The organism is Photobacterium sp. GB-50, assembly GCF_003026755.1.
Lineage (GTDB): Bacteria > Pseudomonadota > Gammaproteobacteria > Enterobacterales > Vibrionaceae > Photobacterium.
Genome location: NZ_PYNX01000010.1, coordinates 50,871 through 67,136 on the forward strand (window position 1 = coordinate 50,871; position 16,266 = coordinate 67,136).

Annotated in this window: 13 protein-coding genes; 8 read left to right on the forward strand and 5 right to left on the reverse strand. The window is 40.9% G+C overall.

What is annotated here, in order from left to right; genetic code table 11:
• The first annotated feature begins 137 nt into the window (after positions 1 to 137).
• The 3 genes from phoB (at position 138) to C9J41_RS13725 (ending at position 3,343) form a co-directional block, all read left to right on the forward strand.
• Complete coding sequence (gene phoB / locus C9J41_RS13715) at positions 138 to 827, forward strand: phosphate regulon transcriptional regulator PhoB (protein WP_005369349.1); 690 nt, start codon at positions 138 to 140, stop codon at positions 825 to 827.
• Between the two features lie 159 nt (positions 828 to 986).
• Entirely contained in the window at positions 987 to 2,318 is a 1,332-nt protein-coding gene (phoR, locus tag C9J41_RS13720; protein ID WP_107294700.1) for a phosphate regulon sensor histidine kinase PhoR, read from the forward strand.
• 14 nt (positions 2,319 to 2,332) lie between these two features.
• Complete coding sequence (locus tag C9J41_RS13725) at positions 2,333 to 3,343, forward strand: PstS family phosphate ABC transporter substrate-binding protein (protein ID WP_107294714.1); 1,011 nt, start codon at positions 2,333 to 2,335, stop codon at positions 3,341 to 3,343.
• Positions 3,344 to 3,440: 97 nt separating this feature from the next.
• Here C9J41_RS13725 and ppx read toward each other — a convergent pair whose 3' ends face one another.
• The 3 genes from ppx to C9J41_RS13740 form a co-directional block, all read right to left on the reverse strand.
• Complete coding sequence (gene ppx, locus C9J41_RS13730) at positions 3,441 to 4,961, reverse strand: exopolyphosphatase (protein WP_107294701.1); 1,521 nt, start codon at positions 4,959 to 4,961, stop codon at positions 3,441 to 3,443.
• A 1-nt stretch (position 4,962) separates the two neighbouring features.
• Positions 4,963 to 7,050, reverse strand: coding sequence for a polyphosphate kinase 1 (gene ppk1, locus C9J41_RS13735; RefSeq protein ID WP_107205966.1), 2,088 nt, complete (start codon positions 7,048 to 7,050; stop codon positions 4,963 to 4,965).
• Between the two features lie 121 nt (positions 7,051 to 7,171).
• On the reverse strand, positions 7,172 to 7,672 hold the full coding sequence (locus C9J41_RS13740; protein ID WP_107205967.1) for a glycine cleavage system protein R: 501 nt from the start codon (positions 7,670 to 7,672) through the stop codon (positions 7,172 to 7,174).
• A gap of 287 nt (positions 7,673 to 7,959) precedes the next feature.
• On the opposite strand from C9J41_RS13740, the gene C9J41_RS13745 reads away from it, so the two are divergent.
• The 4 genes from C9J41_RS13745 to phoU are packed head-to-tail and all read left to right on the forward strand — an operon-like array spanning position 7,960 to position 13,429.
• Entirely contained in the window at positions 7,960 to 10,191 is a 2,232-nt protein-coding gene (locus C9J41_RS13745; protein ID WP_107294702.1) for an ABC transporter permease subunit, read from the forward strand.
• Between the two features lie 15 nt (positions 10,192 to 10,206).
• The gene (gene pstA, locus C9J41_RS13750) at positions 10,207 to 11,844 is read left to right on the forward strand and encodes a phosphate ABC transporter permease PstA (protein WP_107205969.1); all 1,638 of its coding nucleotides are present in this window, start codon (positions 10,207 to 10,209) and stop codon (positions 11,842 to 11,844) included.
• A gap of 46 nt (positions 11,845 to 11,890) precedes the next feature.
• Positions 11,891 to 12,709, forward strand: coding sequence for a phosphate ABC transporter ATP-binding protein PstB (gene pstB / locus C9J41_RS13755; protein WP_107205970.1), 819 nt, complete (start codon positions 11,891 to 11,893; stop codon positions 12,707 to 12,709).
• A gap of 12 nt (positions 12,710 to 12,721) precedes the next feature.
• A complete protein-coding gene (gene phoU, locus C9J41_RS13760; protein WP_006646297.1) occupies positions 12,722 to 13,429 on the forward strand; it encodes a phosphate signaling complex protein PhoU in 708 nt (235 codons plus the stop codon).
• An 85-nt stretch (positions 13,430 to 13,514) separates the two neighbouring features.
• Here the strand turns inward: phoU and C9J41_RS13765 are convergent, their stop codons facing one another.
• Both C9J41_RS13765 and C9J41_RS13770 read right to left on the reverse strand, forming a co-directional pair.
• A complete protein-coding gene (locus C9J41_RS13765) occupies positions 13,515 to 14,258 on the reverse strand; it encodes a copper homeostasis protein CutC (RefSeq protein ID WP_107205971.1) in 744 nt (247 codons plus the stop codon).
• Positions 14,259 to 14,478: 220 nt separating this feature from the next.
• A complete protein-coding gene (locus C9J41_RS13770; RefSeq protein ID WP_045084291.1) occupies positions 14,479 to 15,090 on the reverse strand; it encodes a peroxiredoxin C in 612 nt (203 codons plus the stop codon).
• 131 nt (positions 15,091 to 15,221) lie between these two features.
• Here C9J41_RS13770 and C9J41_RS13775 point away from each other — a divergent pair, with 131 nt between their 5' ends.
• Positions 15,222 to 16,118 carry a hydrogen peroxide-inducible genes activator gene (locus C9J41_RS13775; RefSeq protein ID WP_107247366.1) on the forward strand — a complete coding sequence of 299 codons (897 nt, stop codon included), beginning with the start codon at positions 15,222 to 15,224 and terminating at the stop codon, positions 16,116 to 16,118.
• The last annotated feature ends 148 nt before the right edge of the window (positions 16,119 to 16,266 follow it).

Consider the following 16,266-nt stretch of genomic DNA (forward strand, 5'->3'; position numbering starts at 1 on the left):
TTATAAATTATGAGAGTGTTTAAATGACACATATTCAACTTGGTTTATACTTTTATTACAACAAGTCACAAAAGTGTAATATTAAGAACACATAATGGCGCATGTCAGATGAAGCAAACGACTAGGTATATTTGATTATGGTAAGACGGATTCTTGTGGTAGAAGATGAAGCTCCAATTCGTGAAATGCTATGTTTCGTGTTGGAGCAAAAGGGCTATCAAGCGATCGAAGCTGAGGACTATGACACAGCACTAGAAAAAATGTGCGAACCTTATCCTGAGCTTATTCTCATGGACTGGATGTTACCCGGTGGTTCAGGTATTAACCTGATCAAACACCTTAAGCGCGATGAACTTACACGCCAAATCCCTGTTGTAATGTTAACAGCACGTGGTGAGGAAGAAGATAAAGTTCGTGGTCTTGAAGTAGGTGCGGATGATTACATCACTAAACCATTCTCTCCAAAAGAGTTAATGGCACGCTTAAAAGCGGTTATGCGTCGTGTGTCACCAACAGCATTAGATGATGTAATTGATGTGCAAGGGCTGAAATTAGATCCTGTATCGCACCGTGTAACATCGGATGATGAACCATTAGAGATGGGCCCAACAGAGTTTAAAATGCTGCACTTCTTTATGACGCACCAAGAGCGCGTTTATAGTCGTGAACAGCTACTTAATAATGTTTGGGGCACTAACGTTTATGTTGAAGATCGTACTGTTGATGTTCACATTCGTCGTTTACGTAAAGCGTTAGAATCAGGCGGACACGATAAGATGGTGCAAACGGTACGTGGAGCAGGTTATCGCTTCTCAACTCGCCCATAGTAGTGATTCACAACCCACATGCGGGTTAGCTATATAAAGAAAAATACGAGCCTTCACCCATTATCGCAGTTCGATAAGGTTGGAGGTTGTGTTGTTTGTACGAGTAAAGAAATTTAATGTAACGGATCCATACCATAACTCCGTTACAAGGAGTAAAGCATGGTCGAAAGATTGTCATGGAAAAAATTGGTATGGGAGTTAATTCTGTTTTATCTACCGTGGATCATCCTTGGTATGATTTTCGGTTATTTACCGTGGTTTTTACTCGTCGCAACTTGGATTCAACTGATTTGGCATTTCCACAATCAATTGAAAATGTCAGATTGGTTATGGAAAGATCGTAGCCTTACTCCTCCTTCTGGCTCTGGTAGTTGGGAGCCGCTATTTAATGGCATGTATCGTTTACAACAACGTAATCGTCGTCGCCGTAAAGAACTCACTACCTTAATTCGTCGTTTCCGTAATGGTGCTGAATCATTGCCCGATGCGGTTGTTGTATTCCGTAGTGAAGGCAATATCGTTTGGTGTAATAAATTAGCGCAGCAATTATTGGGCTTGCGTTGGCCTGATGATGCGGGTCAACCTATCAGTAACTTATTAAGAAGCCCTGATTTTGTCCGTTATCTGGCAAGACAATCTTTTGATACGCCATTAGAAATCACTTCACCTATGAACTATGACCGCACCTTAGAGCTGCGGATCATGCGTTATACCGAAGGTGAGTATTTGATGGCGGTACGTGATGTATCTCAGCTTAAGCAGCTTGAAGGCATGCGTCGTAATTTCTTTGCAAACGTTTCTCACGAATTGCGCACGCCAATGACGGTGCTGCAAGGTTATCTCGAAATGTCGTCAGATCCTGATATGTTATCAGGACCAATGTGGGATCGTGCACATGGTGTGATGACGGAGCAATTAGCACGAATGAATGCGCTAGTTGAGCAGCTATTAACCTTGTCAAAAATTGAAGCCGCTCCAACCATTGAGTTAGAGGAAGTGGTGGATGTTCCAGCGATGTTAGATATTTTAGAAAAAGAAGCGATCTCACTCAGTGGGGATAAAAATCAGCACTTTAATTTTGAGATTGATCAGAGCTTAAGTGTCTTAGGTGATGATGATCAGCTACGTAGTGCAATTTCTAATTTGGTTTATAACGCGGTTAAACATACTCCAAGTGATGCTGATATTACGGTTCGTTGGTATCGCTCGCCTAACGGCGCAAGATTAGAAGTAACAGATAGCGGTGAGGGCATTGAAGCTCAGCATATTCATCGCTTAACAGAGCGTTTCTATCGTGTGGATAAAGCCCGCTCTCGTGAAACGGGCGGTAGTGGTTTAGGACTGGCGATTGTTAAACATGCTTTGAGCCACCATGATTCCCATTTAGAAATTGAAAGTGAGCTTGGAAAAGGCAGTACTTTTGCATTTACATTACCGTCTCGATTAATTGCAGATAACACTCCAGCGGCTGAATTAGCCGATGATATTTAGAAGTGATTAAAGAGATGAAATATATAGATAAGCGATTGAAATCTTTTGTTGGGGTATTGTTGTTATTACTGGCAGGTAGCGCTCAGGCTGAAACTGAAACATCCAGTATAGAAACATCAAGCGTTAAAGCAGTAGAGCCAAGCTTATTGCCTTATCAGAAAGTGAGCGGCATTTCGGGTAACTTGTCGTCAGTTGGTTCAGATACCTTGGCGAACTTAATGACTTATTGGGCGGAAGAATTTAAACGTCGCTATCCAAATATTAATATTCAAATTCAAACCGCAGGCTCATCAACAGCACCAACTGCATTAATTGAAGCGACAGCGCAACTTGGCCCGATGAGCCGAGCAATGAAAAACAAAGAAATTGAAGCATTTGAGCAAGAGTATGGTTATAAACCGACTGCGATTAAAGTTGCCGTTGATGCGCTTGCGGTGTTTGTGCATGAAGATAATCCATTAAAGGGGATTAACTTTGAGCAGTTAGATGCGATTTATTCACAAACCTTACGTTGTGGTGCATTAAAACCTATTACCAAATGGGGACAGCTAGGCTTGCCGGGTAGCTGGAAAGATCGTGGTATTCAGATCTATGGACGAAATTCAGTTTCAGGGACCTATGGCTATTTTAAAAAACATGCGCTATGTCGAGGGGATTTTCGTAACAATGTTAATGAGCAACCGGGATCGGCATCGGTTGTACAATCGGTATCAACTTCATTAAATGCGATTGGTTATTCCGGGATAGGCTATAAAACGACAGGGATTAAAGCGATACCTGTGGCGCGTGAAGGAGATGATTATGTTGAAGCGACGATTGAGAATTCAGTCAGTGGTCATTACCCATTATCCCGCTTTTTATATATTTATGTTAATAAACACCCGAACAAGCCGTTAGCACCGATGGAAGGGGAATTTTTGCGGTTTATTCTATCGAGTGACGGCCAGAAAATTGTTCAAAAAGACGGTTATATTCCGTTACCCGTAAAGGTTGTTGAACAAAATATGGCTGCGCTTGGGCTGTAACTGTAGATGATGTTTACTGCCTAATAAGCTAAGTAGAAATGGTTAATTGACAACGCCAGCATTTCGCTGGCGTTGTTGTTTTAGCTGTTAGGTATAACTATGAGTCACTCAATTCATTAACTTCTAGCATCCATCCCGCTTTATGCCAATATTCTTGTTCCGTTCGCATATCTGCTGCGAGTAATTTATTTTGTGTTGTCCAACCCTTAGGTAAGGTTAATTGCCAGTGCTCTTTATCGGCATTCACTTTTATATGTGGTAATGGTTCATCACTGCGCTGCCCATTTAACACCACGGCAATACGCAAGGTACGAATTAACGGGTAAAGATGTTTACGTTTATAGATGGTCAACTCGGGCATTTCTGTCAGTTTTAATGTTTTACGTTGATAGCGTACTAAGGTTGAAAGTACCGTTTGTTGTTCGATATTGAATCCTGGCATAGTGCTATATCGAAGTAAGTAAGCACTATGGCGATGAAATCCGGGATAGCTTATATTTAGCCCAACTTCATGAAGTAACGCACCCCATGATAGCAAGGTCGATAATTCATTTTTGTTCATGCCCGGTTGAGTATCTATTTGGTCGTAAATATTAATCGCAGTTGTTTGAACACGTTTCGCTTGTGTGGTGTCGATATTGTATTGTTTTGCCATTGCATCAGCAGTACGAATACGGATATCACTGTGACGGAATCGTTGTTCCATTTCATACAGTAACCCCTCGCGTAATGCGCCACTGGAAAAATGCATATCATCAATATCAAGTGCTTCAAACACAGCACTTAAGATCGCTACTCCAGCGGCAAAAACAGGCTTTCTCTCATCGGTTAAGCCCGGAAGTTCGAGATCATCTTGATGTTTAAAGGTGCTAATTTGATCAAGTAATCGGTTTAAACGAGATGATGTGATCACGCCATCGCTATGACCTTGAGCGATTAATACTTCACGGATAGCTTTAATGGTGCCAGATGAGCCCAAGGTTTTATCCCATCCAATATCGGTATATTTACTGGCGATACTTTCAAGCTTCTGGCGTGCTGCAAGTTGGGCCGCCGCAATATTTTTACGGCTGAGTTTTCCATTAGAAAAAAAGAGTTTGTTGTAGCTTACACACCCCATATGCTTGCTATATAAAATATGGGTATCAAATTCTTCACCAATGACTAATTCAGTGCTACCGCCACCGATATCGATCACCAGTTTTTTACCTTTATCGGGTTGGGTATGTGCAACGCCAAGATAAATTAAGCGGGCTTCTTCTGTTCCGGGAATGATCTCGATGGGGAAGGGTAAAATACGCTCAGCTCGTTGGAGAAAAATATGGGCATTTTGCGCCTGACGTAATGTGTACGTTGCCGCGATACGGACATTTTCAGGTTTAAAGCCTTGCAGTCTTTCGGCAAACATTGCAAGGCAGCTTAAGCCGCGATTCATGGCGGCTTGATCAAGGTTTAAATGTTTATCAAGCCCAGATGCAAGGTGGACTCTTTGTTTATGACGGCTGACAATTTGAAGGCTTTGACCAACAATGCGAGCCACAACCATATGAAAGCTATTTGAACCGATATCGATAGCTGCTATTTCGCGAGGTTGTGGCGAAGAATTAGTTTTTGTCATTTTATTTCTCTGTTTTTTCAGCGTGCTTTTTCAGTTTTTTCTCGCTGTGTTTCAGATAATCATAAATGGCCGTTTGTGAGCGAATTTTTCGTCTATTACCACGCGGTACATAATGGTTATGCATGCCTTCATCGATAATACGTGCTTTGACAGTATCGCAAAGTTGGATATTAAGAATATCGATAATACGTTGTTTTAACACCGGTGAATTAATAGGGCACCCGACTTCAATACGATTATCAATATTCCGGCTCATCCAATCAGCTGATGAAATATAAACCTCAGTATCACCATTATTTTCAAATACCGCGACGCGAGGATGCTCTAGAAATCTGTCGATAATACTGATCGCGGTAATGTTGTCGCTGATCCCCTTAATCCCGGGAATTAATGAACACATACCTCGAACAATTAATTTGATTTTCACGCCGCTATTACTGGCTTGATATAGCATATTAATCAAACCTCTATCGACGAGGTTATTGACCTTAAGTGTAATACCTGATGGTAACTTTTGCTTAGCATGAGCTATTTCTCTATCAATGAGTTCATACAATCGAGAGCGAGAGTTACGCGGGGATACGATTAAATGGTTAAATTTAACGGGGCGATATGGGTTTGCGATATAAGCAAAGACTTGTTTTACTTCATCGGTAATGGCTTTTTCACAGGTTAGGAGTGAAAAGTCGGTATAAATTCGAGCGGTTTTTTCATTAAAGTTACCCGTACCGATATGCGCATATCGAACCAGCTCGCCTGATTCTTTACGGGTGATTAGGCAAAGTTTGGAGTGGATTTTTAACCCTGGCACACCAAAAATAACGTTTACTCCAGCCTCAGTGAGACGCCTTGCCCATTCAATATTGGCTTCTTCATCAAAGCGTGCTTGCAGTTCGACAACGACAGTTACACTCTTACCGTTGTTGGCAGCATCAATCATTGATTCAATAATGCGTGAGTTTTTAGCAACACGATAAATATTGATTTTAATGCTACGGACTTTGGGATCGTAAGAGGCTTGTCGTACCAACTCAGTTATATGACTAAAGGTGTGGTATGGGTAATACAATAAAATATCTTGCGCTTTGATGGCATCAAAGGCATTACGAGCCGATGTAAATTGATAGCTTTTAATTGGCGGAAGATCTTTGTTCTCTAAATAGCTTCTACCGACATTAGGGAAACCAATAAAGTCTTTAAAATTGTGATAACGGCCACCGGGGATCACACTGTCATAGCTTGATACTTGGAGTTTATCGCATAACACATTGATCATATCACCCGGCATATCACGTTGATATACAAAACGTACAGGCATCGCAGTTAGGCGTTGATTTAACCCTTCTGACATTTGTTCTAGCAAGCTGTGTTCAACTTCTTGGCTGAGATCGTATTCTGCATCGCGGGTCATTTTCATCGCAAATACGGCAAGTTCGTCATATTCAAAAAAGCCGTTGAATAAATCATCGATACAAAGTCGAATAATATTATCAAGCAAGATAAGGGTTTTATGACGTTTCCCTTTGGTTTTGGGTAATTGAACAAAACGGGGCAGTTGATCAGTTGGGATCTCTATTAACGCATAATGGGTTTCATGGTTTTTGGTCATAGCGACAGCAAGATAGGAGTATTCATCCTTGAGGACTTGCAGTATGTCGACATCGTCAGTAAGTAAAATCGGGGTAACATGGGGCAAAATGGTGTGTTGGAAATAATGTTTCAACCATGCTTTCTGGCTGTCTTCTAACTGTAATTCATTGACTAAAAAGATATGACGACGCGCCATTTCTAACAATATTTCATTGTATAGCGTATCAAAATCTTGATTTAGCTTTAGTACTCGACTTTGGATCTTGCTCAATAATTTTTTGGCTTGATCACTGCCACCTTGTGCTTCGTGAATTAAAATTTGGCGCTTCACATCAGCAAAGCGGACTTTGTAGAACTCATCTGTATTGCTGGAAAAAATACCGAGAAATCGTACTCGTTCAATGAGAGGAACAGACTTGTCTGCTGCTTCTTGTAATACTCGTTCGTTAAAAGAGAGCCAACTTAGCTCTTTTTCAATATATAGATTTTCGGTAGTCATGCGCGGTGTTCGTCCTTGTTACTTTGCATTATAAAACTAAGCTGTTTGTGGCAAATATAAGGTATTAGCGTTACAGTGAGATGTAAATTTGAGTGATTGTTTTATCAGCCAGATATTTAAATTATTGTTCAATATCTATGGTTAAATCATCGGCTAATAATTCTAATTGTTCTTGTACGGTATCCATGCTGAGATCGGTTGGCAGCTCGAGTTGAAATTGCGCGGTAAAAATCGGGTATCCCCAGTTAGGTGCGCTTTCCGTTTTCGTTTTGAGCTTGTAGATGTTTATGCCTAGTTGATGCAGATGGGTAGTGACGTCTTTAACAATCCCTAACCGATCATTACCTGTAACGGTTAATTTCTGCATTTGCTGTTGTGAGGAAGCTTTGATTTGTGCTTCTACAATGTGGATCTGCAACCCCGAAATTTGCGATAATGCATCGCTAAGTTGTTGAATGTGTTGAGGGGAAACTTCAACTTGAACAATCCCTGCAAATTGGCCGCTTAGCTGAGTTAATGAACTTTTTAGCCAATTCGCATGGTTGTTATATACCGTGTCTGAAAGTTGCTCTACCAGTCCCGTTTTATCTTTACCTATAACAGTAATTATGAGTTGTTTCATTACAGCTCTCCTTATTTGTAATGGTTGTTGATGCCGTGACAATTAGCAACAAACTTATTGATACTTATCAATAATTATCCTAATAACCATTTATGCTGTCTATGGTTGAAATGGACATAAATGAGTAAATGCGTAAGTTGTCATGATTTATTGATTGTTAATGACATTCTCTTTCAGTTCTGATTTATAAATTTGTGCACTATGTAATTTTGAGTAATATCACCTGTAATAAAAGTGTCATGTAATAGAAATACACTTTAGTCCGTATAAATAGGTTTGAGGTAATAATGGCACACGCCAGTTCGTTTTTAATGGGAGAAAATCATCTTCGTCGAATGAAAGATAAGTTAGCGCGTTTAGGTGTGACGGCTGGCGGTATTTTTGTACTTGTAACCTTGGTACTGATTTTTTTCTATTTACTCTACGTTATTGTTCCGATTTTCTCTTCTGTTTCGGTTAAACCAACCTCCCAGTTCTCATTGACCTTGCCGGGGCACACTGCGCGAGTAGGCATTGATGATAGTAATACCTTAGCTTATCGTTTTACCACGGAAGGTCAGGTAGATTTTATCCGACTATCACCACCGCCAGCATCAGGACAGGTGATTAAACAACAGACACTCGTTAATGATCCTACTGCCGTTGCAACCAGTTTGCCGCGGGATGGATTGGTCGCCTATGCATTGGCAGGTGGCCAAGTAAAAATAGTGAAAGCGGATTTTAATTTCACGTTTGATCAAAACAAAAAGCAGCTATTTCCGGTTATTGATTACCCTGTTGGAAAAGCGTCGTTATCTATCGTTGCCAAACAAGATATTATTGATAAATTAGCCATATCAGGGCGTGATAACACTATTATTTTAGCCGCTTATACTAACCAAGATAAACTCTCTGTGGTTAGGTTCTCTCATTCAGAAATGAGCGCAGCAGATGATAAAACATGGCAGCAATTTCAATTTAATATTGATGATGTACCTGCGAGTGTTGAGCAGCTTGTATTAACGCCTGACGGTAAAACACTTTATGTTTTAAGTGGTAAAACACTCTTTACTTATTCTCTTCAACATCAGCACGCGGTATTGAGACAAACAACGAAACTCTCTAATGATAAAACAGTAACGCCTGAGCGGATTAATTTATTATCAGGGGCGAATTCCTTATTAGTAACAAACTCTAATAATACGATCACCCAATGGTTTGAAGTGGTCAAAGAGGGGAAACGTCAATTAGTGAAGGTGCGAGATTTCCTTTTTTCTTCTAGCCCTATTGTGAAAATCGTCCCTGAGTATTACCGCAAAGGCTTTTTTGTTATTCAACAAGATGGTCGAGTATCGGCTTATTATACCTCTGAGCGCGATGTGATTTATCAAGATCAGGTATTTGAGACTGTCCCTCAAGATATCGCTATATCACCAAAAGCGAATATGTTGCTCACGCTAGATAATGGTAAGTGGCAAACCTATAAAGTGAATAATTCCCATCCGGATATTGGTATTTCCTCACTGTGGCAAGAAGTGTGGTACGAGGGATATCCTGAGCCTGATTATGTTTGGCAATCAACGTCAGCAAGTGACGAGTTTGAACCCAAATTAAGCTTGGTACCGATTATTTTCGGCACATTGAAAGCTGCGTTTTTTTCGATGTTATTTGCTATACCGTTGGCACTGGCGGGGGCGATTTATACCGCTTACTTTATGTCCTCTAAAGTGCGTCGATTAATCAAGCCAACGATTGAATTAATGGAAGCTTTACCGACGGTGATCTTAGGTTTTTTAGCTGGAATTTGGCTTGCACCTATCGTTGATCAGAATCTGACTGGGGTTGCATTAAGCTTTATTACATTACCGATAAGCATGATTGTAATTGGTTTGATTTGGTCAATGTTACCTGGACAATGGCGTTCACGTATCCCTCATGGTTTTCACATCGCTATTTTGATCCCGATGATCGTCTTGATAGGTTATGGCTGTTTTGCTGTTAGTCCTTGGTTGTCTCAGTGGCTATTTGGCAGCGATTTACAAAGTTATTTATCTCATCATTATGGTATTGGTTACGATCAACGTAATGCGTTAATTGTTGGTATTGCAATGGGATTTGCGGTGATCCCCACTATTTTTACGATTGCAGAAGATGCAGTGTTCTCTGTCCCTAGCCATTTAACGAAAGGCTCTTTGGCATTAGGTGCGACTCAATGGCAAACCTTAACCAAGGTGGTTTTGCTAACAGCAAGCCCAGGTATTTTTTCTGCGGTAATGATGGGGCTAGGTCGAGCTGTTGGAGAAACGATGATTGTACTGATGGCGACGGGGAATACCCCTGTCATGGATTGGAATTTATTACAGGGCTTAAGAACATTGGCTGCAACCATTGCAATTGAAATGCCTGAGTCTGAAGTGGCAAGTTCGCATTATCGCGTATTGTTTTTAGCGGCGTTTGTATTGTTCGTCTTTACCTTTGTATTCAATACAATCGCTGAGGTTGTGAGGCAACGTTTACGTGAAAAATACAGTTCACTATAAGAGAGGGAGGTGATCATGATTAAATGGTTTAAATCTGGCTCTCCTTGGATTTGGGTAACTGCGGGTGCGGTTAGCCTAAGCCTTGTTGCTGTTTTAGGATTATTATTACTTATTGGTTATAAAGGCTTAAGCTACTTTTGGCCTTCACCTGTTTATCAATTCGATATTGATATTGCAGGTAAACACCAAACCGTGATTGGTGAGTTATATGACAGTAAGGCGATCCCGTTGCAACAATTGCGTGAAGCTGGGGTTGATGTATCTCATATGCCAGGTCCGGTTGAGATGCGTTATCTCATTAAGATCGGTAATCGTGAACGAGTGGGGACCGACTTTTTTACGGTATTAAAAAGCCAAATAAAACATCAAGAAATAGCGAAAAACATTGCTGTTGTCGATCGAGAAACGAATGGTAAGTTTTATGGCTATCCTATCGCAATTATGGCAAATGGTGTGCGTAATAGCATGGACTATTTACCTATCGCGTTAAGTGAAGCTTCTGCAATTAGAACTGAATTAAAGAAACTACAACAGATCGAAATTGCAGATACGAATTGGCATTTAGAAAAGCTACGTTTAGAAAAGCGTCAATTAGCTTTAAAAGATAAATTAACGTCTGACGAAAAAGCACGGATTGAACGTGAGGAACTGAACTATAAAACGATTTATAAAAACATTGAAAATCGTTTGTTTTCATTACAGTCTCAACTAGATAGTGCCAGTTTATTACTTCGAGATAGCCAAGGTAAAACGATCACCTTATCGATGTCTCAAGTACTAGATATGTGGTACCCCAATAAATTAACCTTCATTGAAAAGTTTCAGCATTGGGGGAAACAGGTTTATAAATTTTTAACCGAAGCGCCCCGTGAAGCTAATACCGAAGGCGGTGTATTTCCGGCAATCTTTGGTACAGTATTTATGGTGTTGCTAATGAGTGTCATGGTGACGCCATTAGGCGTATTAGCAGCAATTTATCTTCATGAATATGCAGGGAATAATAACTTTACAAGGATCATACGTATTGCGGTGATTAACCTTGCGGGTGTACCGTCTATTGTTTATGGGGTGTTTGGGTTAGGCTTTTTTGTGTACATGGTAGGGGGGACAATTGATGATGTCTTTTTCTCTGCTCAATTGCCAACACCCACATTTGGCACCCCTGGGATTTTATGGTCGGCATTAACATTGGCGATCATGACATTACCGGTTGTTATTGTTTCAACAGAAGAAGGTTTATCGCGAATACCGAGTTCAGTGCGAAATGGCTCTTTGGCACTAGGTGCAACTCAAGCGGAAACCTTATGGCGTATCGTGCTTCCTATGGCAAGCCCTGCCATTATGACGGGGTTGATTTTAGCGGTCGCAAGGGCGGCGGGTGAAGTGGCGCCGTTGATGTTAGTTGGGGTCGTAAAAATGGCACCAACATTACCCGTTGATGTTCATTTTCCTTTTGTTCACCTTGATCGTAAGTTTATGCATTTGGGGTATCATATTTATGATGTTGCGTTCCAAAGTCCAAATGTTGAAGCGGCAAGGCCCTTGGTTTATGCGACGTCATTTTTATTAGTGACGGTGATTGTAAGTTTGAATTTAACCGCAATTGGGATCCGTAATCATCTGCGTGAAAAATTTCGCTCATTAGAATTGTGAGCAAACGTAGTGCGATGAATAGTCGATTATAAACAGAGAGAACATTATGTATTCTGCTTCACCATCAATAGGTTTATTTGAACCCGTCGATCTCTCTTCGTTACCCGATGAGCAAACGGCATTATCGATTGAAGGTTTGAACCTACACTATGGTAAAACGCAAGCTTTGTATAATATCAATATGCGTATTCCTAAAGGTCAGGTTACTGCATTTATCGGCCCTTCAGGTTGTGGTAAATCAACGTTATTAAGTTGTATTAACCGAATGAACGATTTGATTGAAGGCTGCCATGTCGATGGTAAAATTATGCTACATGGACAAAATATCTACGATACAAAAGTGGATGTTGCGTCATTACGTCGTCGTGTAGGAATGGTGTTTCAACGCCCGAATCCCTTTCCTAAATCCATATATGAAAATGTGGTTTATGGTTTACGTCTACAAGGGATCAGTGATCGACGTATTTTAGATGATGCGGTTGAAAGTTCATTGCGTTCGGCAGCGTTATGGGATGAAGTAAAAGACAGGTTGCATGAAAATGCGTTTGGTTTATCAGGAGGCCAACAGCAGCGTTTAGTGATTGCGCGTGCGATTGCTATTGAACCTGAGATATTACTACTTGATGAGCCAACATCAGCGCTGGATCCAATATCAACCTTAACGATTGAAGAGTTGATCAATGATCTAAAAACCAAATATACCGTGATTATCGTGACACATAACATGCAGCAAGCAGCACGGGTGTCAGATCAAACAGCTTTTATCTATATGGGAGAGCTGGTGGAATACTCGAGCACCAATGATATTTTCACCACCCCAAGAGAAAAACGTACTGAAGATTATATTACAGGACGTTATGGTTAAGGACACACCATCATGTTAAATAACATTAGCCTTGGTCGACATATTTCTGGTCAGTTCAATCATGAATTAGAAAGTATTCGTACCCATGTTTTAGCGATGGGCGGCTTAGTTGAACAGCAGTTGGCAGATGCCTTAAAAGCACTGCATAAACAAGAAGAAGATTTGGCGAAACGCGTGATCCAAGATGATCGCAAAGTTAATGCAATGGAAGTCGCAATCGATGAGGCGTGTACGCGTATTATTGCTAAACGCCAACCGACAGCCAGTGACTTACGTCTTGTTATCGCAATTATAAAAACCATTACCGATTTAGAACGTATTGGTGACGTGGCGGAAAGTATTGCTAAAGTCGCACTAGGGAATTTTACTAATAAGCAATATAACTTGTTGGCATCGCTAGAATCTTTAGGTCAAAATGCAGTACGCATGCTACATGAAGTGCTAGATGCTTTCGCCCGTATGGATGTTAAAGCCGCGATTGATGTTTATCAAACGGATGATCGAATTGATCGAGAATATGAAGCAATTATTCGTCAACTGATGACTTACATGAAAGAGGATCCCGATTCTATTCCTAGTGTGATGAAGGTGATGTGGGCGGCGCGCTCTATTGAACGTGTGGGGGATCGTTGCCAAAATATTTGTGAATACATTATCTATTTCGTGCAAGGTAAAGATATTCGCCACACTAACCCAGAAGATATTACTAACTTCCTATAATACTCGGGATACATGAATCTGTAATAAGGGCGCTGAGCTTGATTTAGAAACTTAGCGCTCTTTTTAGTTGTGTTCATTTACCGGCTTATTCTCTTCTCAGCTTAGATTTGACACTTTTGATCGTATCAATACTTGTCACTGGGATTTGAAAATCATCAAAGATGGCGTTGCCCATATGTGCACTAGAAGTGTGATTTAATATTTTACTGGGGCGCGTTGTTTTACCAGAAAGATGCACTTCTTTTATTCCCGTCTCAGCAACTAAGGTTTGAACATTATCTGGTGTGACGCCAGCACCTGCCATAATACTGAGCCTATCACCACAATAGCGAACCATTTTTTTGATCATAGCGGCGCCTTCAGGTGCGGTAGCTTCAAGCCCAGATGTCAGTACGCGCTCGCAGCCGCAGCTCATAATGGTATCTAATGCTGCAAAAGGATCGACACATTGATCGATGGCTCGATGAAAAGTCACCCCTAAGCCTTTCGCTTGTTTTATTAAGCTCGCAACGGTTGTGCTATCGATAAGGCTTTGTTCTGTGAGTGCGCCAATGACGATTCCTTGTAATCCTGCTTGATGGGCTGCATGAATGTCGGCAAGCATGATCTCAATATCGTCACCACTAAATAAAAAGTCCCCTTGGCGTGGTCTGATCATGGCGTAAACCGGAATGTGTGCTTGTTTTGCGGCTAAGTGCATAAAACCAGCACTTGGCGTTAACCCGCCTAGTGCGAGAGAGGAACACAACTCGATACGTGTTGCGCCACCTTGTTGGGCATAGTGGAGTGATTCAAGATTATCGATACAAACTTCAAGTTGAATAGACATAATTTTTAATGAAATAAAAAGCGTGTATTGCAGTGTAGAGGATTGGCAAGGTAGGAGCGAACAAAGACGGGATATAATGTGCGATTGGTTGTAAATTACAGATAAAAAAAGGGCCTGGTATAATCCAGGCCTCATTATATTTCTTATCTTTGAGCTGACTGTAGCTTTATGTTTAGCTGATTGTCAGAAATAACACCGTGAGCATGGTGTTATTAGATAATTATTTCTTACCTAGGTCTGCAGTGTGCTCAGATAGGTAGTCTGCTACACCTTTTGGTGATGCGTCCATACCTGCTTTACCTTCTTCCCACTGTGCTGGACATACTTCACCGTGTTTTTGGTGGAAGTTTAATGCGTCAACCATACGTAGCATTTCGTCGATGTTACGGCCTAGAGGTAGATCGTTAACCACTTGGTGACGTACAAGGCCATCTTCGTCGATTAGGAAAGAACCACGGAAAGCAACGCCTGCTTCTGGGTGCTCAACGTCGTAAGCTTTACAAATTTCATGCTTAACGTCAGCAACTAGTGGGTACTTAACTTGACCGATACCGCCGTCTTCAACAGCAGTGTTACGCCATGCATTGTGAGAGAATTGAGAATCGATAGAAACACCAATTACTTCAACACCTTTCGCTTGGAAATCTTCGAAACGCTTGTCAAAAGCGATCAGCTCAGATGGACATACGAATGTGAAGTCTAGTGGATAGAAGAAAACTACCGCTTTTTTACCTTTAGTGAACTCTGCAAAGTTGAAGTTATCAACGATTTCGCCGTTACCTAGAACAGCTGCAGCAGTAAAATCTGGTGCTTGACGACCTACTAGTACCATTTTGGTGCTCCTGAGATATTGGGTTTTGCTAACCTTCGGTGGTTAGCTCCATACTTGGACGAGACAAACTATAGCCAAACTGTTAAATTGAAAAAAGCGGAATAAACAGATTGAAGTAATCGAAAAATACGATGAATAAGTTTCCCTCGTTAAAACAATTGCATTACCTAGTTACTCTATCGGAAACCCGGCACTTTGGCGAAGCGGCAAAAAAGTGTTTTGTGAGCCAGTCGACACTTAGTTCGGGGATCCAGAATTTAGAAGATTTATTGAGTTGCCAACTTATTGAGCGTGATAATAAATCCCTTGTTTTTACCAGTATGGGGGATGAGGTTGTGGTGCGTTCCCGTGAGTTACTGGCACGCAGCCAAGATTTAATTGAATTGTCCCATTCTGCCGGTGATGGTATGGAAGGTCCTCTTCGTGTGGGATGTATTCCAACGATAGCGCCTTTTCTATTGTGTGATTTGGTGCAGGAGGTTAATCGACGCTATCCCAACCTTAACTTACTCTTACGAGAAGATACGACCACGAATTTACTTACAGCTCTACGCAATGGTGAAATGGATGTTCTGATCCTTGCACTACCGATTGAGATTAACGGTATGCACAGTAAAGTGGTTGGGCGTGATGCATTTAAAATGGTGATCAGTAAAAACCAAGCTGAACGTGTCTCTGTACCGTTACGTTATGCAGATTTACCTGATGAATCCGTCTTCTTACTAGAAAAAGAGCATTGTTTAACTGAGCATGCTGTTTCTGCGTGTAAGCTAACAACGAAAGAAAAAATTAATCCATTCACTGCAACTAGCTTGCATACCTTGGTTCAGATGGTAGCCAATGGATTAGGAACGACATTTATTCCCCAAATGGCAATTGAGCACGGTATCTTAGATAACCAGAATCTGGTGGTGATTGAGCCACCAGGCCAAGCGGCATTTCGTGAAATAGGATTAGTTTGGCGACCAACGTCTAGTAGGGTTAATACCTTTGAAAAGCTTGCCTCTCTCGTTGAAACCTTATTATAAGTAAATTATCACTATATTAGAGAAGTCTGAATGGGTGCCGTTATTATTTGAAATGATAATAAGTGGTATTTTTCAGGCTTTTTTTATTTAACTTTGTCGTCATAATAAAAAATCATTAATTTGGATTAAAATATCGAAAATTCTCAAT